General features: G+C 74.6%; 19 protein-coding genes. 13 read left to right on the forward strand and 6 right to left on the reverse strand.

The window, feature by feature from the left end; translation table 11 throughout:
- The first annotated feature begins 74 nt into the window (after window positions 1-74).
- Window positions 75-1,796: a GAF domain-containing protein gene (locus ACIQMV_RS36190; protein WP_402597335.1), complete on the forward strand. Its 1,722-nt coding sequence runs from the start codon at window positions 75-77 to the stop codon at window positions 1,794-1,796.
- Window positions 1,797-2,133: 337 nt separating this feature from the next.
- Here ACIQMV_RS36190 and ACIQMV_RS36195 read toward each other — a convergent pair whose 3' ends face one another.
- The gene (locus ACIQMV_RS36195) at window positions 2,134-2,586 is read right to left on the reverse strand and encodes a universal stress protein (protein WP_402597336.1); all 453 of its coding nucleotides are present in this window, start codon (window positions 2,584-2,586) and stop codon (window positions 2,134-2,136) included.
- Between the two features lie 254 nt (window positions 2,587-2,840).
- On the opposite strand from ACIQMV_RS36195, the gene ACIQMV_RS36200 reads away from it, so the two are divergent.
- The 3 genes from ACIQMV_RS36200 to ACIQMV_RS36210 are packed head-to-tail and all read left to right on the forward strand — an operon-like array spanning window position 2,841 to window position 5,700.
- Window positions 2,841-3,746: a universal stress protein gene (locus tag ACIQMV_RS36200; protein WP_402597337.1), complete on the forward strand. Its 906-nt coding sequence runs from the start codon at window positions 2,841-2,843 to the stop codon at window positions 3,744-3,746.
- A gap of 59 nt (window positions 3,747-3,805) precedes the next feature.
- Window positions 3,806-4,828 carry an alcohol dehydrogenase AdhP gene (gene adhP, locus ACIQMV_RS36205; RefSeq protein WP_402597338.1) on the forward strand — a complete coding sequence of 341 codons (1,023 nt, stop codon included), beginning with the start codon at window positions 3,806-3,808 and terminating at the stop codon, window positions 4,826-4,828.
- A 5-nt stretch (window positions 4,829-4,833) separates the two neighbouring features.
- Window positions 4,834-5,700 carry a universal stress protein gene (locus ACIQMV_RS36210; RefSeq protein WP_402597339.1) on the forward strand — a complete coding sequence of 289 codons (867 nt, stop codon included), beginning with the start codon at window positions 4,834-4,836 and terminating at the stop codon, window positions 5,698-5,700.
- Window positions 5,701-5,702: 2 nt separating this feature from the next.
- On the opposite strand, the gene ppk2 is transcribed toward ACIQMV_RS36210, so the two are convergent.
- The 4 genes from ppk2 to ACIQMV_RS36230 form a co-directional block, all read right to left on the reverse strand.
- Window positions 5,703-6,506, reverse strand: a complete 804-nt coding sequence (gene ppk2, locus ACIQMV_RS36215; protein ID WP_141364285.1) for a polyphosphate kinase 2 — start codon at window positions 6,504-6,506, stop codon at window positions 5,703-5,705.
- Window positions 6,507-6,576: 70 nt separating this feature from the next.
- A complete protein-coding gene (locus ACIQMV_RS36220; RefSeq protein WP_402597340.1) occupies window positions 6,577-7,923 on the reverse strand; it encodes a phosphoribosyltransferase in 1,347 nt (448 codons plus the stop codon).
- Between the two features lie 114 nt (window positions 7,924-8,037).
- Window positions 8,038-8,625, reverse strand: coding sequence for a hypothetical protein (locus tag ACIQMV_RS36225; RefSeq protein ID WP_402597341.1), 588 nt, complete (start codon window positions 8,623-8,625; stop codon window positions 8,038-8,040).
- Between the two features lie 133 nt (window positions 8,626-8,758).
- On the reverse strand, window positions 8,759-9,160 hold the full coding sequence (locus ACIQMV_RS36230; RefSeq protein WP_402597342.1) for an STAS domain-containing protein: 402 nt from the start codon (window positions 9,158-9,160) through the stop codon (window positions 8,759-8,761).
- Window positions 9,161-9,456: 296 nt separating this feature from the next.
- Between ACIQMV_RS36230 and ACIQMV_RS36235 the strand changes: the two genes are divergently transcribed.
- From ACIQMV_RS36235 to ACIQMV_RS36270, 8 genes are all read left to right on the forward strand, one after another.
- A complete protein-coding gene (locus ACIQMV_RS36235) occupies window positions 9,457-10,527 on the forward strand; it encodes a zinc-dependent alcohol dehydrogenase family protein (protein WP_402597343.1) in 1,071 nt (356 codons plus the stop codon).
- A 145-nt stretch (window positions 10,528-10,672) separates the two neighbouring features.
- Window positions 10,673-11,113, forward strand: a complete 441-nt coding sequence (locus ACIQMV_RS36240) for a pyridoxamine 5'-phosphate oxidase family protein (RefSeq protein ID WP_402597344.1) — start codon at window positions 10,673-10,675, stop codon at window positions 11,111-11,113.
- 40 nt (window positions 11,114-11,153) lie between these two features.
- On the forward strand, window positions 11,154-11,876 hold the full coding sequence (locus ACIQMV_RS36245; protein ID WP_402597345.1) for a CBS domain-containing protein: 723 nt from the start codon (window positions 11,154-11,156) through the stop codon (window positions 11,874-11,876).
- A 190-nt stretch (window positions 11,877-12,066) separates the two neighbouring features.
- The gene (locus tag ACIQMV_RS36250) at window positions 12,067-12,942 is read left to right on the forward strand and encodes a universal stress protein (protein WP_141364297.1); all 876 of its coding nucleotides are present in this window, start codon (window positions 12,067-12,069) and stop codon (window positions 12,940-12,942) included.
- Window positions 12,943-12,949: 7 nt separating this feature from the next.
- A complete protein-coding gene (locus tag ACIQMV_RS36255) occupies window positions 12,950-15,337 on the forward strand; it encodes a glycoside hydrolase family 65 protein (protein WP_402597346.1) in 2,388 nt (795 codons plus the stop codon).
- 136 nt (window positions 15,338-15,473) lie between these two features.
- Window positions 15,474-16,859 (forward strand): rhodanese-like domain-containing protein, encoded by a 1,386-nt coding sequence (locus tag ACIQMV_RS36260; RefSeq protein ID WP_402597347.1) that lies wholly within the window; start codon window positions 15,474-15,476, stop codon window positions 16,857-16,859.
- Entirely contained in the window at window positions 16,856-17,248 is a 393-nt protein-coding gene (locus tag ACIQMV_RS36265; protein ID WP_402597348.1) for a rhodanese-like domain-containing protein, read from the forward strand. Before ACIQMV_RS36260 ends, ACIQMV_RS36265 begins: the two co-directional genes overlap by 4 nt.
- Window positions 17,245-17,994: a sulfite exporter TauE/SafE family protein gene (locus ACIQMV_RS36270; protein ID WP_402597349.1), complete on the forward strand. Its 750-nt coding sequence runs from the start codon at window positions 17,245-17,247 to the stop codon at window positions 17,992-17,994. The genes ACIQMV_RS36265 and ACIQMV_RS36270 overlap by 4 nt, the downstream gene beginning before the upstream one ends.
- Before the next feature lie 44 nt (window positions 17,995-18,038).
- On the opposite strand, the gene ACIQMV_RS36275 is transcribed toward ACIQMV_RS36270, so the two are convergent.
- Window positions 18,039-18,326, reverse strand: a complete 288-nt coding sequence (locus tag ACIQMV_RS36275; RefSeq protein WP_141364307.1) for a metal-sensitive transcriptional regulator — start codon at window positions 18,324-18,326, stop codon at window positions 18,039-18,041.
- Between the two features lie 93 nt (window positions 18,327-18,419).
- On the opposite strand from ACIQMV_RS36275, the gene ACIQMV_RS36280 reads away from it, so the two are divergent.
- A complete protein-coding gene (locus ACIQMV_RS36280; RefSeq protein WP_402597350.1) occupies window positions 18,420-19,007 on the forward strand; it encodes a rhodanese-like domain-containing protein in 588 nt (195 codons plus the stop codon).
- Window positions 19,008-19,113 lie beyond the last annotated feature (106 nt).

Genomic DNA, 19,113 nt, shown 5'->3' on the forward strand with positions numbered 1-19,113 from the left:
AGACGGCTTTCGGTGGTGCGCGGGGGTTTGGAGGGTCGCCGGTGGGTGGTTCCGGGGAGTCAGGGGAGGCCCGTGTGCGGCTGCCGCAGTTGCGGTTGGACGAGTTGCTGGGGGAGCTGCAGGCGCGTCTGGACGCGGCGCGGGGTACCCGCGACCGGGTGCACAGTCTGCTGGAGGCTGTCCTCGCCGTCGGCCGGGAGCTCGACCTGGAGCAGGTGCTGTACAGCATCGTGGACGCCGCGGCGACGCTGGTGGACGCCGAGTACGCGGCGCTGGGCGTGATCGGTCCCGACGGCAGACGGTTGTCGGCGTTCCACACGATCGGTGTGGGCGAGGAGCAGATCGGGCGGATCGGCGCGTACCCCGAAGGGCACGGGATCCTGGGGGAGCTGATCCGGCATCCGGAACCGCTGCGGCTGGCGAAGCTGTCGGAGCATCCGGCGTCGTACGGCTTCCCGGAGCACCATCCGCCGATGAACACGTTCCTCGGCGTACCGATCCGGGTGCGGGAACAGGTCTTCGGCAACCTGTACCTGACCGAGAAGCGCGGCGGGCTGGAGTTCGACGAGGACGACGAGTCGGTGCTGGCCACGCTGGCCGTGGCGGCGGGCGTGGCGATCGACAACGCGCGGCTCTACGAGGAGTCGCGGCTGCGGGAGCGCTGGCTGCGGGCGATGGCGGAGATCACGCAGAGCCTGATGTCGGGTGCCGACCAGGCGGAGGTCCTCGGGCTGATCGCCGAGCGTGCGCGGGAGATCACGGGGGCGGCGCTGGCGGCGATGTCGACGCCGGTGAAGGGGACCGGCACGCTGAGTGTGGAGCTGGCGATCGGCCAGGAGGCGGATGCGCACCGGGGACTGGTGCTGCCGGTGCAGGGCACGCTGACCGGGGAGGCGTTCGCCGGCGGCGTACCGGTGAGCAGCCCGGACATCACGCGGGACCCGCGGGTGACGGCGGGGCCGCCGCGCTTTTCCGGCCTGGGTCCCGCGGTGGCGGTGCCGGTCGGCGATCCGGGCGATCATGTGCGCGGCGTGGTCCTGCTCGTGCGGGAGGCCGGCGGGACCGACTTCTCCGGCAAGGAGCTGGAGCTGCTGAAGGGATTCGCGGCGCAGGCCGCCGTGGCGATGGAACTCGCGGGACGGCGGCGGGACGCGGAGCAGATCACGCTGCTCGAGGACCGTGACCGGATCGCCAGGGACCTGCACGACCTGGCGATACAGCGGCTGTTCGCGACGGGTATGACGTTGCAGAGCGCGGGCCGGTTCATCGACCATTCGGGCGCCAAGGAGCGGGTGCTGCGGGCCGTCGACGACCTGGACGAGACCATCAAGATCATCAGGTCGACGATCTTCGGTCTGCGGGCGCACGACGAGGAGGCGGGCGCCGGACTGCGGACGCGGGCGGTGCAGGTGGTCGGGGAGGCCGCGCCGGTGCTGGGGTTCGCGCCCGGTGTGCGGATGGAGGGGCTGCTGGACACCCATGTGTCCCGGGAGACCGCGGACGAGGTGGTGGCGGTCCTGTCGGAGGCGCTGACGAACGTCGCCCGGCACGCGCACGCCGACCGTGCGGAGGTGGCGCTGGAGACCGACGGCAGGAGCGTGCGGCTGACGGTCACCGACAACGGCGTGGGGATTCCCGCCGACGGGCGCCGCAGCGGGCTGGCCAACATGGCCGAGCGGGCCCGCAGACTGGGCGGCGGCCTGGAGTGGACCACACCCGAGGGCGGAGGCACCAGGCTGGTCTGGCACGCGCCGGTGAGCACGGAGGAGCCCCCGCGGCCTTCGCCGGGGGAGTGACGGGGGCTTCAGCGGGGTGGTGGCCGGGTCTTCGCCGTGGGGGTGGCGAGGGTTTCAGCTGGGGAGTGACGGGTCTTCGCGGTGGGGGTGGCGGGGGCTTCAGCGGGGTGGTGGCCGGGGCTTTGCGGTGGGGGTGGCGGCGGCTTCAGCGGGGTGGTGGCCGGGTCTTCACGGTGGGGGTGGCGGCGGGCTTCGCGGCGAGGGTGACGGGGGCTTCACCGGGGTGGCGGCCGGGGCTTCGCGGCGAAGGTGACGGGGGGGCTCCACCGGAGCCGTGACCGGGCCTTTACCGGGCCTCCACCAGGCCTGTGACCCGGGCAGGGCTGCGTGCGGCGGGTCAGCCGTGCCGTTCGTGCTCCGCGCGCACCACGACCACCGGACAGGCCGCGTGCTGGGCGCAGCGCTGGCTGACCGAGCCCAGCATCGCGCGGGCGAAGCCGCCGCGGCCCCGGCTGCCCACGACGAGGACGTCCGCCCCCTCCGAGGCGCGGATCAGCACCTCGGACGGATCGCCCTCGACCAGGTACTCCACCAGGTCCGCCGGGCGATCGTCCGCGAAGACGCTGCGCAGTCCCTCCGCGAAGCGCTCCCGGGCCTGCTCCAGGTCGAACTCGGGATCGATCGCGGGTCCGGTCCAGCCGACGGCCGACGGGGTGTCCCAGGCGTGGATCGCCTCCACGACGCCACCGACGAGTCGGGCGTACTCCGCCGCCCAGCGCAGCGCCGCGCAGGAGGACGGTGAACCGTCCACGCCCACGACCACCCGGCGTCGCGGTTCGGAGGGTTGCATGGCCACCTCACTGAGCAGTCGTTGTCCCTACGTCCACGCTGCCCGGCCCGACGCGACCGTGCCAGCCAGGGACCGTTCCGCCCGGCGGCCGGGCACCGCGCGAGGCCCCCGGTGCGGGTCGGTCAGGGGGCCGGTCGGCCCTGGTGCGGGACCAGCGGCCCATGGCCACCACGCCGGATGGCGGCGATTCTCGGAAGCGGATCAACGGATCACCGAAGTGCCCGTCGCGGCAGCGTCGCAGGAGGTGGGAGACCATGCCCCGCACCGTAACCGTCGGTCTCGACGGTTCTCCCGAGAGCAGGGCCGCCGCCGAATGGGCGGCGCGGGAGGCGAAGCTGCTCGGGCTGCCGGTGCGGCTCGTCCATGTGTGGGAGCCGCTGCCCGGTCCCCTGGCGCAGGCGCCACTGCTCGGCGCGGAGACGTATCGGCACTGGACCGAGCGGGTGCCCCGCGAGGCCGCCGAGGGGCTGCGGTTGCGCCATCCGGGTGTCGAGGTGCGCACCGGGCACCTTCCCGGCCGTCCCGCCGAGATCCTCACCGACGAGGCGGCCGACGCCGAACTGCTCGTACTGGGCTCGCGCGCCCTCGGCGGGGTCGGCGGCTTCCTGGCCGGCTCGGTCGGGCTGTCCGTCGTGGCGCACGCCGAGCGGCCCGTCGTCCTGGTGCGGGCCAGGGAACAGGCCGCCGACGAGCACGAGATGGACCCCGCGGGCATTCCCTCCGCCGCGGCCGCCTTCCGGCCCGTCGTCCTGGGCCTGGACACCGCGCACCCGGACGAGGACCTGATCCGGTTCGCCTTCGAGGCGGCCGCCCGCCGCGGTACCTCGCTGCGCGTCGTGCACGGCTGGTACCCGCCGCTGTACTACGGCTACGGCGTACCCGCCGACGCCGAACTGCTCACGTCGCCCGCGGTGGCCGAGGCCGCCGGACTGACCGAGGTGCTGTGCCCCTGGCGGCGGAAGTACCCGGACGTCGAGGTCGCCGAGGTCTCCCGCCCCGGCGGGGCCGCCGACCTGCTCGTCGACGCCTCCCACGAGGCATCCCTCGTCGTCGTGGGCCGGCGCGAGCGCCGCAACCCCCTGGGTACCCGTATCGGGCACGTCACCCACGCCGTCCTGCACCACGCCGCCGCCCCCGTCGCGGTCGTCCCACACACCTGACCGGCACCACGAGCACGGCCCACCGAACACCACAGGACCCCACCCGAGGAGTGAGGATCATGAAGGCTGCGGTCGTACGGACCTTCGGCGAACCGCTGGTCGTCGAGGAGCGCCCGGACCCCGAGCCCGGACCCGGCCAGGTCCGCGTCCGCGTCGAGGCGTGCGGGCTGTGCCACACCGACATCCACGCCGCGCACGGCGACTGGCCGGTCAAGCCGAACCCGCCGTTCGTGCCCGGCCACGAGGGCGTCGGCCTCGTGGAGAAGCTCGGCGCGGGTGTCACCCACCTGTCCGTGGGGCAGCGGGTGGCCATGCCGTGGCTCGGTCATGCCTGCGGCCGCTGCGAGCACTGCCTGTCCGGCTGGGAGACGCTCTGCGAGCAGCAGGTCAACACCGGATACGGCTGCGACGGCGGGTACGCCGAGAAGATGCTGGCCTGGGCCGACTTCGCGCAGCCGGTGCCCGACGGTGTCAGTGCCCTCGACGCGGCCCCGCTGACCTGCGCGGGCGTCACCACGTACAAGGCCCTCAAGGTCGCCGGCGTCCGGCCGGCCCAGCTCGTCGCCGTCTCCGGGGTCGGCGGACTCGGCCATCTGGCCGTCCAGTACGCGAAGATCGCCGGGGCCAGGGTCGCCGCGATCGACGTCACCGACGACAAGCTCGAACTCGCCGCCGAACTCGGCGCGGACATCCTGATCGACGCCCGTACCCAGGACGTCGGCCGGGAACTCAAACGGCACGGCGGCGCGCACGCGGCGATCGCCCTCGCGGTGAACGAGGCCGCCTTCGAGGCGGTCGCCTCCGGGCTGCGGCGCGGCGGCAGGCTCGTCATGGTCGCCCTGCCCGCGCAGGGCACGGTCCGGGTCCCGATCTTCGACACCGTGCTCGGCGGAACCTCGGTGATCGGCTCGATCGTCGGCACCCGGCAGGACCTCGCCGAGGTCTTCCAACTGCACGCGGAGGGCCGCACCCGGGTCATCCGGGAGAGCCGTCCGCTCAGCGCCGTCAACGAGTCCATCGACGAGGTACTGCGCGGTCAGGTCAAGGCCCGCATCGTGTTCGACCTCGGAGAGGGAGGATGAGGACCATGGATCTGCCGCTGGTCGTCGGAGTCGACGGTTCCGAATCCAGCCTGCGGGCCGCCGACTGGGCCGCCGACGAGGCCGCTCTGCGCGCGGTGCCGCTGCGGGTGGTGTACGCCTCGCTCTGGGCGCGCTACGAGGGCGCCGCGCTCGCGCGCGAACTCGGCAAGCCGGACGACCAGGTGGAGGCCGAGGAGGTCGTCGCGGCCGCCGCCCGGCGCGCCCGCGCCCGCCACCCCGACCTGCCGATCAGCAGGGCCGCGCTGCCCGAGGCGCCCGAGTACGCGCTGGTGCGGGAGGGCAAGAACGCCTCCGCCCTGGTCGTGGGCGCCCGCGGCCGCAGCGCGGTCGTCGACCTGCTGCTCGGTTCGGTCAGCCTGTTCGTGGCCGCGCACGCCGACTGCCCCGTGATCGTGGTCCGCGGCAGCCACGACAACCAGGCCCGGATCCCGGTGCACGGCCGCATCGTCCTCGGTGTCGGGGACAGTTCCGCGGCCGCGGTGCGCTTCGCCGCCGAGGAGGCCCTGCGCCGCGGGGCCGAACTGGAGGCCGTACGGGCCTGGCGGTGCCCCGCGCACGAGACCCTCGACCATCCGCTGATCGGCGGGGAGCCTCAGCGGGTGTACGAGGAGCGGGCCGCCGACGCCCTGGAGGCCGCGCTGCGCGAGCTGCCGCCGGAGGTGAAGGTGCGCCGGCGCACCGTGGAGGGGCCGGCCCGCCGGGTGCTGCTGGCCGCCGCGCCGGGCGCCGACCTGCTCGTGGTCGGAGTCCGGCGCCGGGCGGGGCGGTTCGGGCTCCAGCTCGGCCGGGTCGCCCACACCGCACTGCACCACTCGGCCTGCCCGGTGGCCGTGGTGCCCGAACGGGCGTGAGATCACAGGCCCGCCGTGTGATCGGGGACGTAGGTCTGCAGATCGCGCGGCGGCCTCTCGTAGCCGGTCGGCGGCGGCCGCTCCGGCAACCGCAGCACCGTCGGTGAGACCTCGTGGTACGGCACGGTGCCGAGCAGATGGGCGATCATGTTCAGCCGGGCGCGGCGCTTGTCGTCGCTCTCCACCACGTACCACGGCGCCTCGGAGATGTCCGTGTGCACCATCATCTCGTCCTTGGCCCGCGAGTACGCCTCCCAGTGGGTGATGGACTCCAGGTCCATCGGCGACAGCTTCCAGCGTCGCAGCGGGTCGTCCAGACGGCGCCGGAAGCGTTCCTGCTGCACGGCGTCGCTCACCGAGAACCAGTACTTGCGCAGCAGAACCCCGTCCTCCACGAGCATCCGCTCGAAGATGGGGCACTGGCGCAGGAACCGCTGGTGCTCCTCCTTGGTGCAGAAGCCCATCACGTGCTCGACCCCGGCCCGGTTGTACCAGGACCGGTCGAACAGCACGATCTCACCGGCGGCCGGAAGTTGCTCGACGTACCGCTGGAAGTACCACTGGGTGCGCTGGCGCTCGGTCGGCGCGGGCAGCGCCACGATCCGGGCGATGCGGGGGTTGAGGTGCTCGGTCACCCGCTTGATGGTGCCGCCCTTGCCGGCCGCGTCCCGGCCCTCGAACACCACGACCAGCCGGGCCCCGGTGACCCGCACCCACTCCTGGAGCCTCACCAACTCCGTCTGAAGGCGCAGCAGTTCGCTCTCGTAGGTCTTGCGCGGCAGCGCCGCCCCGTCGTCGGCCCTCACAGCAGGACACCGTACGTTCCGACGGGCGTCCGCGCACCCGGGCGGACGCGAGGGCGGCGGCGGACTCCGCTCACGCCGACGTCAGCGGCCTCGACGCCCCCTCCGGCCGGGCGAGATGGGTGGTGAACCAGTCCCGGGCCAGGTCCGCCACCGCCTCCACCGTGCCCGGCTCGGTGAACAGGTCGGTGGCGCCGGGCACGGGGACGACACGGTGGTCGCAGCGCATCCAGTCCGCCGCCAGGCGGTTGAGGCCGAGGAGACGTGTGTCCCGGGCACCGACGACGAACAGGCAGGGGGCGCGCACCCGGGCCAGCGCCGCGGGCGGGGCCAGATCGGGGCGGCCGCCGAGACAGACCACGGCGCGGATGTCGTCCTCCGCCGCGGCCTCCAGCGCGGCGCCCGCGCCCGTACCCGCCCCGCAGTGGCTCACGGGCAGGCCGGTCTCCCGGCGCAGCCAGTCGGTGGCGGCCCGCAGGCGCCGGGCCAGCAGCACGATGTCGAAGACGTTGTGCGGGGTGCGCTCCTCGTCCTCGGTGAGCAGGTCGATCAGCAGCGTGCCCAGGCCCGCCTGGCGCAGGGCGGCGGCCACGCGCTGGTGGGCCGGGCAGCTCCGGCCGCTGCCGAGCGCGTAGGCCACCGCCGCCGGTGGCGTGGGCGGCAGGGCGAGCCGTGCGGACAGGCGCACCGGACCGGCCGGCACCTCCACCTCCCGGTCCGGGGAGGGCGATTCCGAGGGGAATGCGGGGAGCGGTCCGGTGGCGGTCGCGGTGGCGGTCGCGGTGGCCCGCTGGGCCTCGGCCAGCAGGGTGGCGACCTCCGCGTCGGTGACCTCCCCGAACTCCGCGTACCAGCCCCCGACCGAACCGAGGTGGCGCAGCGGCTGGAGACAGACGACCCGGTCGGCCACTGTGCGCAGGTGCGGCAGCGCCGCCTCCGGCCCGACCGGGACCGCGAGGACCACACGCGCGGCGCCGCGGGTCCGCGCCACCCGGCAGGCGGCCTCCGCGGCGGCGCCGGTCGACAGCGAGTCGTCGACGACGAGCGCGGTCCGCCCGGCCACGGGCAGCGGCGGGCGGCTCTCGCGCAAGTGGCCCAGGCGCCGCTCCAGTTCGGCCCGCTCGGCGCGTTCGACGGTCTCCCGCTCGGCGGGATCCAGCCCGCTCTCCGCCAGGACGGCCCGGTCGATGACGCGTACCCCGTGCTCACCGAGGGCGCCGAAACCGAGTTCCGGCTGCCAGGGCACGGGCAGTTTGCGCACCACGGCCAGGTCGAGCGGAGCGCCCAGGTGCCGGGCCACCTCGAAGGCCACCGGGACGCCGCCCCGGGGCACCCCGAGCACCACCGCGTCCTCGTCGCGCAGGAATTCCAGGCATCGGGCCAGGCGCCGTCCGGCGTCCGCGCGGTTCTCGTAGCGCATGCGCCGCCACCTCCTCGTACGTGGTCCCGGCGGCGCGGCGGCAGACCGCCTCGACTCCATTCGAACGCTTCCGGGATCCGAACGCCTCCGGGACGTCCGGGCCGGCGGGGCGGGTCAGCTCGTCTTCTGGTCCCAGCGCGGTCCGACGAGATCCCACTCCGCGCCCCACAGGGCGTAGCGGCGCCGGTCCAGCCGCCGGCGGAACAGGGCCGTCGATCCGAGGACCAGGCCGCCGAGGACGAGCGCCGCCGAGGTGCCGAACAGGGCGGCCTGCGCGGTCGCCTCCGCCGGGCCGGGCGGTTCGGCGGCCGGATGGCCCCGGCCGTCCTGCCAGACGGTGACCGCCGCACCGGCCGGCAGGCCCGTGCTCACCAGGGTCTGCCCGGTACGGGTGGTGCCGTCGGGGCCGGTCCAGCGGACCTTCGCCGGTGCCCGGTAGCTCGCGTTCTCCGTGGGCGTGGTCGCCGGGGCGGCCGTGAGCAGCACGGCTCGGACCGGGTGCCGGTCGGCGCGCTGCCAGGCGAGTTCCTGGCCCGCGGCGCGTGCCGCCACCGTTCCGGCGACCGCGCCGCCGACCACGATCACCAGCCACATCACCAGGATCGCCCAGGCCTCGACGATGTCCTCGTGGCGGCGCAGCGGATTGCGGCGCCACCGCCACAGCCTGCGCCGCGTGCGCCCGTGGCCCGTCCTGCCGCTCACCGGTCGCGCCTCCCTTTCTCCCGTCTTCTCCCACTCACCAGCCCGCTCACCAGTCCGTGCAGCCCGTGCGTCGAACGTCCTTCCGTGCGCGGCCCCACCTTTCGTCCCACCGTGGTGGCCGTTCGTCCGCCGTTCATCCCTGGCCAGTGGCGACCACCCCCTGCCGGGGAACCGGCCCGGCGGCCGGGGTCTCCTCCCCGTACTCCGGCAGCACCTGGAAGACACCGGTCAGGCCGGTGTGGCGCAGGATCCGCCGGAAGGACGAACTGCCGCTGACCAGCCGCAGCCGGCCACCGCGGTCCGCGACGCGGTTGCGGACCCGGCACAGCAGACCCAGCCCGGCGCAGTCGATGAAGGGCACGGGCCGCAGGTCGAGCACCAGGTCCGGCCGCGGCTTGTCGGTCAGTGCGTCGAGGCGCGCGGCGAGGGACAGCCTCGTGACGAGGTCGACGTCGCCGCTCAGCGTCACGACGGTCGTGGTGCCGACCATGCGTTCCGCGTGGTTCACGGCGGGCCCGGTGGGACGTTCGGACATGCCGTCAGCCAAGCCGGTCCGGCGCGGCGCGGGGAAGGGCCGTTCGGTCCCCTTCGCGGCGGCCGAAGAGCCCGCGGTCGGACCGCCCCATCGGGCACCCGCTCCCGCGGGCGGCCGATGGGGCCGACCGGCCCATGCGGAACCCCGGACCGTCGGAGAAGCTGAAGGCGTGGGCGGTCCCGGTGTCGCGCCGGAGCGCGGGCCGCGCCCGCCGGCCGCGGACCGCCGGAACCCGGCCGGCCATGAAGGCCGTCCGTCAGCGAAGGCCACCCGGAGCGAAGAGGGTGAGTTTCGGCATGAAAGGCTACGTCTTCCACGGCCCCGGGCAGTCCGCCTGGGAGGAGGTCCCCGACCCGGACCTCGAGGAGGCCACCGACGCCGTCGTGCGCGTCGACGCCGTGACCATCTGCGGGACCGACCTGCACATCCTCAAGGGCGACGTGCCCGAGGTCCGCCCCGGCACGGTGCTGGGGCACGAGGCCGTCGGCGAGATCGTCGAGGTCGGCGCCGAGGTGCGCACCGTACGGCCCGGCGACCGGGTCCTCGTCTCCTGCGTCACCGCCTGCGGCCGGTGCCGCTTCTGCCGCGAGGCCATGTACGGCCAGTGCCGCGGCGGCGGGGGCTGGATCCTCGGCCACCTGATCGACGGCACCCAGGCGGAGTTCGTCCGGGTGCCCTTCGCCGACCTCTCCGTGCATCCGCTGCCCGCTGCGGTGACCGACGTGGACGGCGTGCTGCTGGCCGACATCTTCCCGACCGCCTACGAGGTCGGCGTGCTCAACGGGCGGGTGCGGCCCGGTGACACCGTCGTCGTGGTCGGCGCCGGGCCCATCGGGCTCGCGGCGATCGCCACCGCCCGGCTGTTCGCGCCCGAGCGCGTCATCGCCGTGGACCTGGCCGCCACCCGTCTGGAAGCCGCCCGCAAGCTCGGCGCCGAGGCCGTGGCCGACGCGCGCGAGGCCCCCGAGCAGCTGGTCGACGACCTCACCGGAGGGCTCGGCGCCGACGTGGTCGTCGAGGCGGTGGGCGTACCGGAGACCTTCGAGCTGTGCACGCGCATGGTGCGGCCCGGGGGCCACGTGGCCAACGTCGGAGTGCACGGCAAACCCGCCACCCTGCACCTGGAAGAGTTGTGGATCAAGAACGTGACCATCACCACGGGCCTGGTCGACACCCACTCCACGCCGACGCTGCTGCGGATGGCGGCGGCCGGCCGGCTGCCCACCTCCCATCTGGTCACCCACACGTTCCCGCTGGAGCGCATGGAGGAGGCCTACGACGTCTTCGCCCACGCCGCCGAGACGGGGGCGCTGAAGGTCGTGCTCGGTGGTCCGCGGCGCGAGGTCGTCCCGGTGCCCGCGGCCTGACGGGCCGGACGCCGGGTGCGACCCTCGTGCCCGGCCGCCGGGGCCGCCCCAAGGCGGGGACACGCGGGAGAGGCGCAGAAGACACGCAGGAGACGCGGCGCGGAACGGCCGCACGCGCTCCGCCAGGTGGAAAGACGGATGACTGATGTATCGCAACGACGGGTTCCGCGAGCTCGGGCGGCAGGAGTGCCTGCGGCTGCTGGCCAAGGCGCCGGTGGGCCGTATCGTCCATACGCGGCACGCCCTGCCCGCGGTGCTCCCGGTCAACTTCGCCCTGGACGGCGACGGCGCGGTGCTGCTGTGCACCTCGGCCACCTCCGAACTGGTCCGCGCGGTCGACGGCGCGGTGGTCGCCTTCGAGGCCGACGAGGTGGACGCGGTCGCGCACTCCGGCTGGAGCGTCGTCGTCACCGGCCCCGCCGCGGTGGTGATCGACCCCGCCGATCACCGGCGCCTGCTCCACGGCGGCCCGCGGCCCTGGGTGCCCTCGCCGCAGGTGGTCTTCGTCCGTATCGAACCGGAACTGGTCACGGGCCGGGAACTCGTCGGCGGACTCAGCGTGTACGGCCTGGACCGCCTCGTCTGATCCTCGTGCCCGCCCCTCTTCGAGCCCGCCGGAGGACACCATGCAGGGTTCCCAGTACACCGTCGGCGACGTGATGACCCATACCGTCGTCGCGCTGGCCGGTGGAGCGATGTTCAAGGAGATCGTGCGGACCATGGAGCAGTGGGGCGTCAGCGCGATGCCCGTGCTGGACGGCCGGGGCCGGGTGCTCGGCGTCGTCTCCGAGGCCGACCTGCTGCGCAAGGAGGAGCTTCGCGACTACGACCCGGACCTGCCCGGCGGGCCGCCGCCCCTGGCCGGCTCGCGCCCGGCCAAGGCCCGGGCCGTGACCGCCGAGGAACTGATGAACACCCCGGCCGTCACCGTGCACCCCGCCGCCACCCTGGGCCGGGCCGCCCGCCTCATGGCCCGGCACGGCGTCAAGCGCCTGCCGGTCGTCGGCGACGACGGTGTGCTCATCGGCATCGTCAGCCGTTCCGACCTGCTGAAGGTGTTCCTGCGCGGCGACGAGGACATCGCGGCGGAGGTCCGCCGCCAGGTCGTCGTCGCCGGGCTCCTGGCGGACTCGGTGGGCGTGGCGGTGCGCGAGGGAGTGGTCACGCTCACCGGCCGGGTCCCGGACGCCTCCGTGATCCCGCTCGTCATCCGCCTGGCGCGCAGCGTCGAGGGCGTGGTGGACGTGCGGTGCGACCTCACGGGACCACGCCGCCGCCCCCTCCTGGAACCCGATCTGGCCGACGAGCGGCCGTCGTCGTCCGCCACGGGGACCGGACCCGAGATCTGACGGTGCGCGGACCGGGCGCGCCGCGCCGGGGAGAACTCGGAGACGGCGCGGCGGGAGGGGCCGAACGGTCCTCCGAACGGCCTCCCGGAAGGACCGAAGCGCTCTCGCGCCGTGCCCTGCCGGATGCGACGGTGAAGGTGGGACGCGCTGCCGCAGGAGGCGGCAGCCCCGGCGGAAGGCGGTGGGGTCGGTGGAACTGCCCCTGGTGGTGGGTGTCGACGGGTCGGACCCGAGCCTGACCGCGGTGGACTGGGCGGTGGCTGAGGCCGCCCGGTTCGGTCTCCCGCTGCGCCTGGTGTACGCGTCCCTGTGGGAGCGGTACGAGGGCGCGGTGCCGTCGGGGACGGTGGGGCGCCCCTCGGAGCAGGTGATGGCGGAGCACATCGTCGCCTCCGCCGCCGAGCGCGCCCAGCGGCGCGACCCGGAGGTGAAGGTGTCCACCGACATCCTTCCGCAGGACACGGTCACCGCCCTGCTGGGCGAGGCCGCCAACGCCTCCGTGCTGGTCACCGGCTCTCGCGGGCGGGGTCAGCTGAAGGGGCTGCTGCTGGGTTCGGTCGGTCTGGCCGTGGCGGCCCGGGCGCACTGCCCGGTCGTCGTGGTCCGCGGTGACCGGGCCGGCCTGGCCGGCACCCACGAGCGGATCCTGCTCGCCGCCGGAGACTCCGACAGCGGGCACGAGGCCGCGCGGTTCGCGTTCCGGGAGGCCGAGGTGCGCGGCTGCGTGCTCGACGTCGTACGCACCTGGCGGCGCCCCGTGCACGAGGGCGTCGGCAGCCCGGAGCTCGCCGAGGAGCCGGCCCGGCGGCACGAGGAGCGGGCCGCCGCCGTGCTGGAGGAACTGCTGCGCGAACCGGCGGCCGAGCACCGTGCGGTGCGGGTGCGCGCCGCCACGGTCGAGGGGCCGGCGCACCGGGTGCTCGTGGACCGCTCGGCCGCCGCCGACCTGGTGATCGTCGGGGTACGGCGCAGGGAGGGCCACTTCGGTCTCCAGCTGGGCCGGACGGCCCACACCCTCCTGCACCACGCGCACTGCCCGGTCGCCGTCGTACCGCAGCGGGTGTGATCGCGCGGTGCCGGAGACGACGGCGCGGACCTGGGCCTACGACGGCTACGACGCCGCGCAGGAGCGGCTGAGGGAGTCCCTGTGCGCCCTGGGCAACGGCCGCTTCGCCACGCGCGGAGCCCTGCCGGAGTGCGCCGCGGACGAGGTGCACTACCCGGGCACCTACCTGGCCGGCTGCTACAACCGGATCGTCTCCCACGTCGCCGGCCGGCAGGTCGAGAACGAGGACCTGGTCAACCTGCCCGACTGGCTGCCGCTGCGCTTCCGCCTCGCGGGCGGCGCCTGGCTCACCCCGGACACGGTGCCGGTCCTCGAGCACCACCAGGTCCTGCACCTGGACCCGGGCGTGCTGGAGCGCCGTACCCGGTACGGGCTCGGCGACGGGCGGACGCTGACCGTGTGCCAGCAGCGGATCGTGCACATGGCCGACCCGTATCTGGCGGCCCTGCGCACCGAGTTCACCGCCGAGGGCGGCCCGGCGGACCTGGAGGTCGAGGCGGCGGTCGACGGCGGCGTGACGAACGCCGGAGTACGCCGCTACCAGGACCTGGAGGGCCGCCACCTCACCCAGGTGCACACCGGCACCGCGGCCCCGGACAAGGTGTGGCTGCGCTGCCGGACCCGGACCTCCGACATCCGGATCGGCCTGGCAGCCCGGCTGACCGCCGACCAGGCGGCCGGACCGATGGGCACCCGGCACGAGCACCCGCGCGCGATCCAGCGGGTGCGTCTGAGCCTGGTACCCGGCCGTACCGCCACCCTGGACAAGACCGTCGCCCTGCACACCTCCCGCGACCTGGCGATCAGCGATCCGCTGGACGCGGCGATCGACCGGGTGGGCGCGGCGCCCGGCTTCGCCGGACTGCTGGAGAGCCACCGGACGGCCTGGGGGCGGCTGTGGCGCCGGGCCGCCATCGACGTCCCCGGGGAGCCGGGACGCATCCTGCGCCTGCACCTCTTCCACGTGCTCCAGACCCTCTCCCCGCACACCGCCGACCTGGACGTCGGCGTGCCGGCCCGCGGCCTGCACGGCGAGGCCTACCGCGGCCACGTCTTCTGGGACGAGCTGTTCGTCCTGCCGTACCTGAACCTGCACTTCCCCGAGGTCTCCCGAGCCCTGCTGCACTACCGGCACCGGCGCCTGGAGCGGGCCTGCTCGGCGGCGCGCGCGATCGGCCGGCGCGGCGCGATGTTCCCGTGGCAGAGCGGCAGCGACGGCCGGGAGGAGACCCAGCGGCTGCACCTCAACCCCCGCTCGGGCCGCTGGCTGCCGGACCACTCCCACCTCCAGCATCATGTCGGCTCGGCGGTCGCCTACAACGTGTGGCGGTACTGCGAGGCGAGCGGCGACGCGGAGTTCCTGCACACCAAGGGCGCCGAGACACTGTTCCAGATCGCCCGCTTCTGGGCCGACTCGGCCACCTGGGACGAGCATCTGGGACGCCACCGCATCCTCGGCGTCATGGGCCCCGACGAGTACCACGACGCCTACCCGGACGCCGAGCGGCCCGGCCTCGACGACAACGCGTACACCAACGTCACGGCCGCCTGGGTGCTCGACCGCGCGCTGGAGGCGCTGAGCGTCCTGCCCGAGCCGCGCCGCCGTGAACTCGTCGAGCGCACCGGCGTGGACGGCGCCGAGCTGGACCAGTGGGAGCACGTCTCCCGCACGCTGCACGTGCCCTTCCACGACGGCGTCATCAGCCAGTTCGAGGGGTACGGCGGCCTGGCCGAGTTCGACTGGGCCGGATACCGCGAACGCTACGGCGACATCCGCCGCCTGGACCGGATCCTGGAGGCCGAGGGCGACAGCGTCAACCGCTACAAGGCGTCCAAGCAGGCCGACGTGCTCATGCTGGGCTATCTCTTCTCCCCGGCCGAACTGCGCGCGCTCCTCGGCCGCCTGGGCCACCGTTTCGACGAGGACCTGTGGCGGCGCACCGTCGACTACTACCTGGACCGTACCTGCCACGGCTCCACCCTCAGCGGTCTGGTGCACGGCTGGGTCCTGGCCCGCGCCCGCCGCGCCGAGGCATGGGCCTTCGTGCAGGAGGCGCTGCGCAGCGACATCGCCGACGTCCAGGGCGGCACCACCGGTGAGGGCGTCCACCTCGGCGCCATGGGCGGCACCCTCGACCTCGTACAGCGCGGACTGACCGGTCTGGAGACCCGTGAGGGCGCGCTCTGGCTCGACCCCGCCCCGCTGCCGGAGCTGTCCTCCTACGGCGTCTCGATGCGCTACCGGGAGCACTGGGGCGTGCGGCTGCGGCTGGAGCACGGCCGGATCCGGATCGCCGTGCCCGAGTCCGACGGCCCGCCGATCGACGTGCGCCTGGCCGACCGCGCCGTCAGCGTCCAGCCGGGCGAGACGTGCGCCCTGGTGCTGCCCGACTGAACCACGTTCCCGCCACGTTCCCGGCCCCCTCCCGCACCCGCCGCCGAAGAGGCGCGGAAATACCCCGGGGGGTACTCGTGTTAGGGTCTGACGAGATACCCCGGGGGGTAATTCTTCGCTAAGAAGGGAGCGTCCTGTGTTCTTCGTGGAGACGATCGAGCTGGCAGGACTCGGCAACCGCAGCTACCTGGCCGGAGGCGAGCGCACGGCCGTGGCGGTCGACCCGCCCAGGGACGTCGACCGGGTGCTGGCGGCGGCGGCCCGGCACGGAGTGCGCATCGCGTACGTCGTCGAGACGCACGTCCACAACGACTACGTCTCCGGCGGCCTGGAACTCGCCCGGCTGACCGGAGCCGACTACCTCGTCCCGGAAGGCGCCGACGTCCGCTTCGCGCGCACCCCCGTCCGCGACGGCGACACCGTGACCGTCGACGGCGACGCCCGGCTGACCCTGCGCGCCATGGCCACCCCGGGACACACCCCGCACCACACCTCGTACGTCCTCCGGGAGGCCGGCACCGCCCTCGCCGTGTTCACCGGCGGCTCGCTGCTGATCGGCACCGTCGGCCGCCCCGACCTGGTCGAACCGCGGCTGACCGAGGGCCTGGCCCGCGCCCAGCACGCCTCCGCCCACCGGCTCGCCGCCGCACTGCCCGACGCCACCGCGGTACTGCCCACCCACGGCTTCGGCAGCTTCTGCTCCTCCGGTCAGACGGAGGGCGACAGCACGACCATCGGCCGGGAGCGCGTGGTCAACGACGCGCTCACCCGCGACGTCGACACCTTCGTCGCCGACCTGCTCGCGGGCCTGGACGACATCCCCGCGTACTACACCCACATGGGACCGGCCAACGCCGCCGGACCCGCCCCGGTCGACCTCACCCCGCCCGCCGTCGCCGACCCCGAGGAGATAGCCGCCCGGCTGGCCGCGGGGGAGTGGGTCGTCGACCTGCGCAACCGGGTGGCCTTCGCCGAGGGGCACGTCGCGGGATCGTTCAACTTCGAGGCCGAGGGCAAGCTCGCCACCTACCTGGCCTGGCTGGTGCCCTGGGGCAAGCCGGTGACGCTGCTCGCCGAGACGCCCGCGCAACTGGCCGACGCGCAGCGCGAGCTGGCCAGGGTCGGCATCGACCGCCCGACCGCCGCGGCCACCGGCGGGCCGTCCGCCTGGCTCCGTCCGGGCGAGGAGCCCGCCTCCTTCCCGCGGGCCACCTTCGCGGACCTCGCCGAGCGGCACCCGGAGGAGGGCGTCGTCGTACTCGACGTGCGACGCGACTCCGAACGCGCCGGGGGCTTCGTCGAGGGCTCGGTGCACATCCCCGTCCACCAGCTGCACCGGCGCACCGACGAGGTCCCCGACGGTCAGGTGTGGGTGCACTGCGCCGGCGGCATGCGGGCCGCCGTGGCCGCCTCCCTGCTCGACGCGGTGGGCCGTGACGTGGTCGCGGTGGACGACGGGTTCGAGTCCGCGCAGAAGGCCGGGCTCACCGTTCGGACCGAACGGGGGGAGCAGTGCCGATGAGCCCGGTCCACCGCGGTCCCGCCCGTATCACCGCCCCGGAGGCCGCCGCACGCACGGGCCACGCCCCGGCGGGCGGCGCGCCCGGCGGCGGATCCCGCGGCGCCGTGCTCGTGGATGTGAGAGAAGTGCGGGAATGGCGCGCGGGACACGCTCCCGGCGCGCTGCACCTCCCCCTGAGCGCGCTCGCCTCGGACGCCGACCTACCGCCCGAGGCGCGTGGGCGGCTCCTGGTCGTCGTCTGCCGCTCCGGCAACCGCTCCCTGCAGGCCGCGGAACTGCTGACCGCCCGGGGCGCCGACGCCGTCGACGTGATCGGCGGGATGCGGGACTGGGTACGGGCCGGACTGCCCGTGGTGGACCAGCGGGGCGAGGACGGCACGATCGCGTGAGTGCTCTGCTCCTCGCCCTGGCCGCCGGGGCCGTCATCGGCCTGGCGCTGGGCACGCTCGGGGGCGGCGGCAGCGTCCTGGCCGTCCCCGCCCTGATCTACCTGCTCGGCTTCACCCCGGTCGCGGCCACCACCGCGAGCCTGGTCATCGTCACCGTCACCTCGGCCACCGCGCTCGTCGCACACGCCCGGGACGGCCATGTGCACTGGCGTACCGGTCTGCTGTTCGCCGCCGCGGGCGTCGGCCCGGCCCTGCTCGGCGGGGCGGTCGCCGGACGGCTCCCGGACGTCGTGCTCACCGCCGCCTTCGCGCTGCTCGCGGCGCTCGCCGCGGTCCGGATGCTGCGCTCGCGCCCGGCGCCCGAGGCGGACCGCCCGGTCCGGCCCGGCCGAGCGGCGGCCGCCGGCGCCGGACTCGGCGCGGTCACCGGCGTCCTCGGCGTCGGCGGCGGCTTCCTCGCCGTACCCGCCCTGGTGGGCGTGCTCTCCCTGCGCATGCGCGCGGCGGTGGGCACCAGCCTGCTGGTCATCACCGTCAACTCGCTGGCCGCGCTGGCGATGCGGGCCGGGACGGCCGACGGGCTGGACTGGGGGGTGATCGCGCCGTTCGCCGGTGCCGCGGTCCTCGCCGCGTGGGACGGCAAGCGGCTGGCCGCGAAGGTGTCCGGGCCGGCGTTGCAGCGGATCTTCGCCGTGGTGCTGCTGGCGGTGGCGGCGTTCATGCTCATCGACGCGGTGGCCCGATGAGCGCCGACCGTCCGCCCCCGTACCGGGCCGTCGGCGGCCCGCCCTCACGCCAGCGACAGGAACAGCTTCTCCATGCGGGCCCGCATCTGCGCGGGGTCCTGGCCGTTCGTCCGCCCGGCCTCGATGTCGGCCACGCACTTCTGCAGGCCGCTGGCGATGATGGCGAAACCCGCGCGGTCCAGGGCGCGGGAGGCGGCGGCCAGCTGCGTCACGACCTCCTCGCAGTCCCGCCCTTCCTCGATCATCCGGATCACCCCGGAGATCTGGCCCTGCGCCCGGCGCAACCGGTTCAGCACGGCCTTGAGGTCCGTGCCCTCGAGCTCCAGTTCCACGATCACTCCTTGCAAAATACCCCTGGGGGTACTGTACGTCCGTCTTCGGGACGACGTCGACCACCCCACCGACCGGAAAGGACCCGTTCTGCCGTGACCGTTCCCTCCACCCCCGTCTCCTTGGCCGTCGAGCAGGCGCACACCAGGCTCGACGAGCTGACCGTCATCGATGTGCGCACGCCCGGCGAGTATGCCTCGGGACACCTCCCGGGCGCCCTCAACATCCCGCTGGACCGCGTCCGGCAGGCGCTGCCCGAGATCCGGCACGCGGCGGGGCGCGGCGAGGTCCTCGTCGTCTGCGCCTCGGGTGCCCGCTCGGTCAAGGCCTGCGTGTACCTGGCCCGGCACGGCGTCGGCGCCGCCACCCTCGCCGGAGGCACCGGGGCCTGGGCGTCAGCGGGTCACGAGCTGCACCGGCCGACGGCCTGCGATACCTCGGCCGGCTGGAGCATGGAACGCCAAGTGCGCTTCACCGCCGGATCGTTGGTGCTGCTCGGCGTGGTGCTCGGACTGCTCGTCCACCCGGCCTTCCTGATCCTGTCGGCGGGCGTGGCGGGCGGACTGGTCTTCTCCGCGCTCACCGACACCTGCGGCATGGCCGTCCTGCTCGCGAAGCTCCCCCACAACCGGCCGCGCGCGGCCCGGCTCGACGCGACGCTCGAGACGCTGCGGAGCAGGTGAGACCGGCGGGGCGGCCGGCAGGCCGCCCCGCCACGACCGGCCGCCCCGCCACGACCGGCCGCCCCGCCACGACCGGCCGCCCCGCCACGACCGGCCGCCCCGCCAC

The organism is Streptomyces sp. NPDC091412, assembly GCF_044756885.1.
In the GTDB taxonomy this organism is placed as follows: domain Bacteria; phylum Actinomycetota; class Actinomycetes; order Streptomycetales; family Streptomycetaceae; genus Streptomyces.

Bases quoted from the DNA above. Each gene is read 5' to 3' on its own strand.
- ACIQMV_RS36195 (WP_402597336.1), bottom strand. From the start codon at position 2,586: ATGCAACCCTCCGAACCGCGACGCCGGGTGGTCGTGGGCGTGGACGGT.
- ACIQMV_RS36220 (WP_402597340.1), bottom strand. From the start codon at position 7,923: ATGCGCTACGAGAACCGCGCGGACGCCGGACGGCGCCTGGCCCGATGC.
- ACIQMV_RS36210 (WP_402597339.1), top strand. From the start codon at position 4,834: ATGGATCTGCCGCTGGTCGTCGGAGTCGACGGTTCCGAATCCAGCCTG.
- ACIQMV_RS36230 (WP_402597342.1), bottom strand. From the start codon at position 9,160: ATGTCCGAACGTCCCACCGGGCCCGCCGTGAACCACGCGGAACGCATG.
- ACIQMV_RS36235 (WP_402597343.1), top strand. From the start codon at position 9,457: ATGAAAGGCTACGTCTTCCACGGCCCCGGGCAGTCCGCCTGGGAGGAG.
- ACIQMV_RS36245 (WP_402597345.1), top strand. From the start codon at position 11,154: ATGCAGGGTTCCCAGTACACCGTCGGCGACGTGATGACCCATACCGTC.
- ACIQMV_RS36200 (WP_402597337.1), top strand. From the start codon at position 2,841: ATGCCCCGCACCGTAACCGTCGGTCTCGACGGTTCTCCCGAGAGCAGG.
- adhP (WP_402597338.1), top strand. From the start codon at position 3,806: ATGAAGGCTGCGGTCGTACGGACCTTCGGCGAACCGCTGGTCGTCGAG.
- ACIQMV_RS36240 (WP_402597344.1), top strand. From the start codon at position 10,673: ATGTATCGCAACGACGGGTTCCGCGAGCTCGGGCGGCAGGAGTGCCTG.
- ACIQMV_RS36265 (WP_402597348.1), top strand. From the start codon at position 16,856: ATGAGCCCGGTCCACCGCGGTCCCGCCCGTATCACCGCCCCGGAGGCC.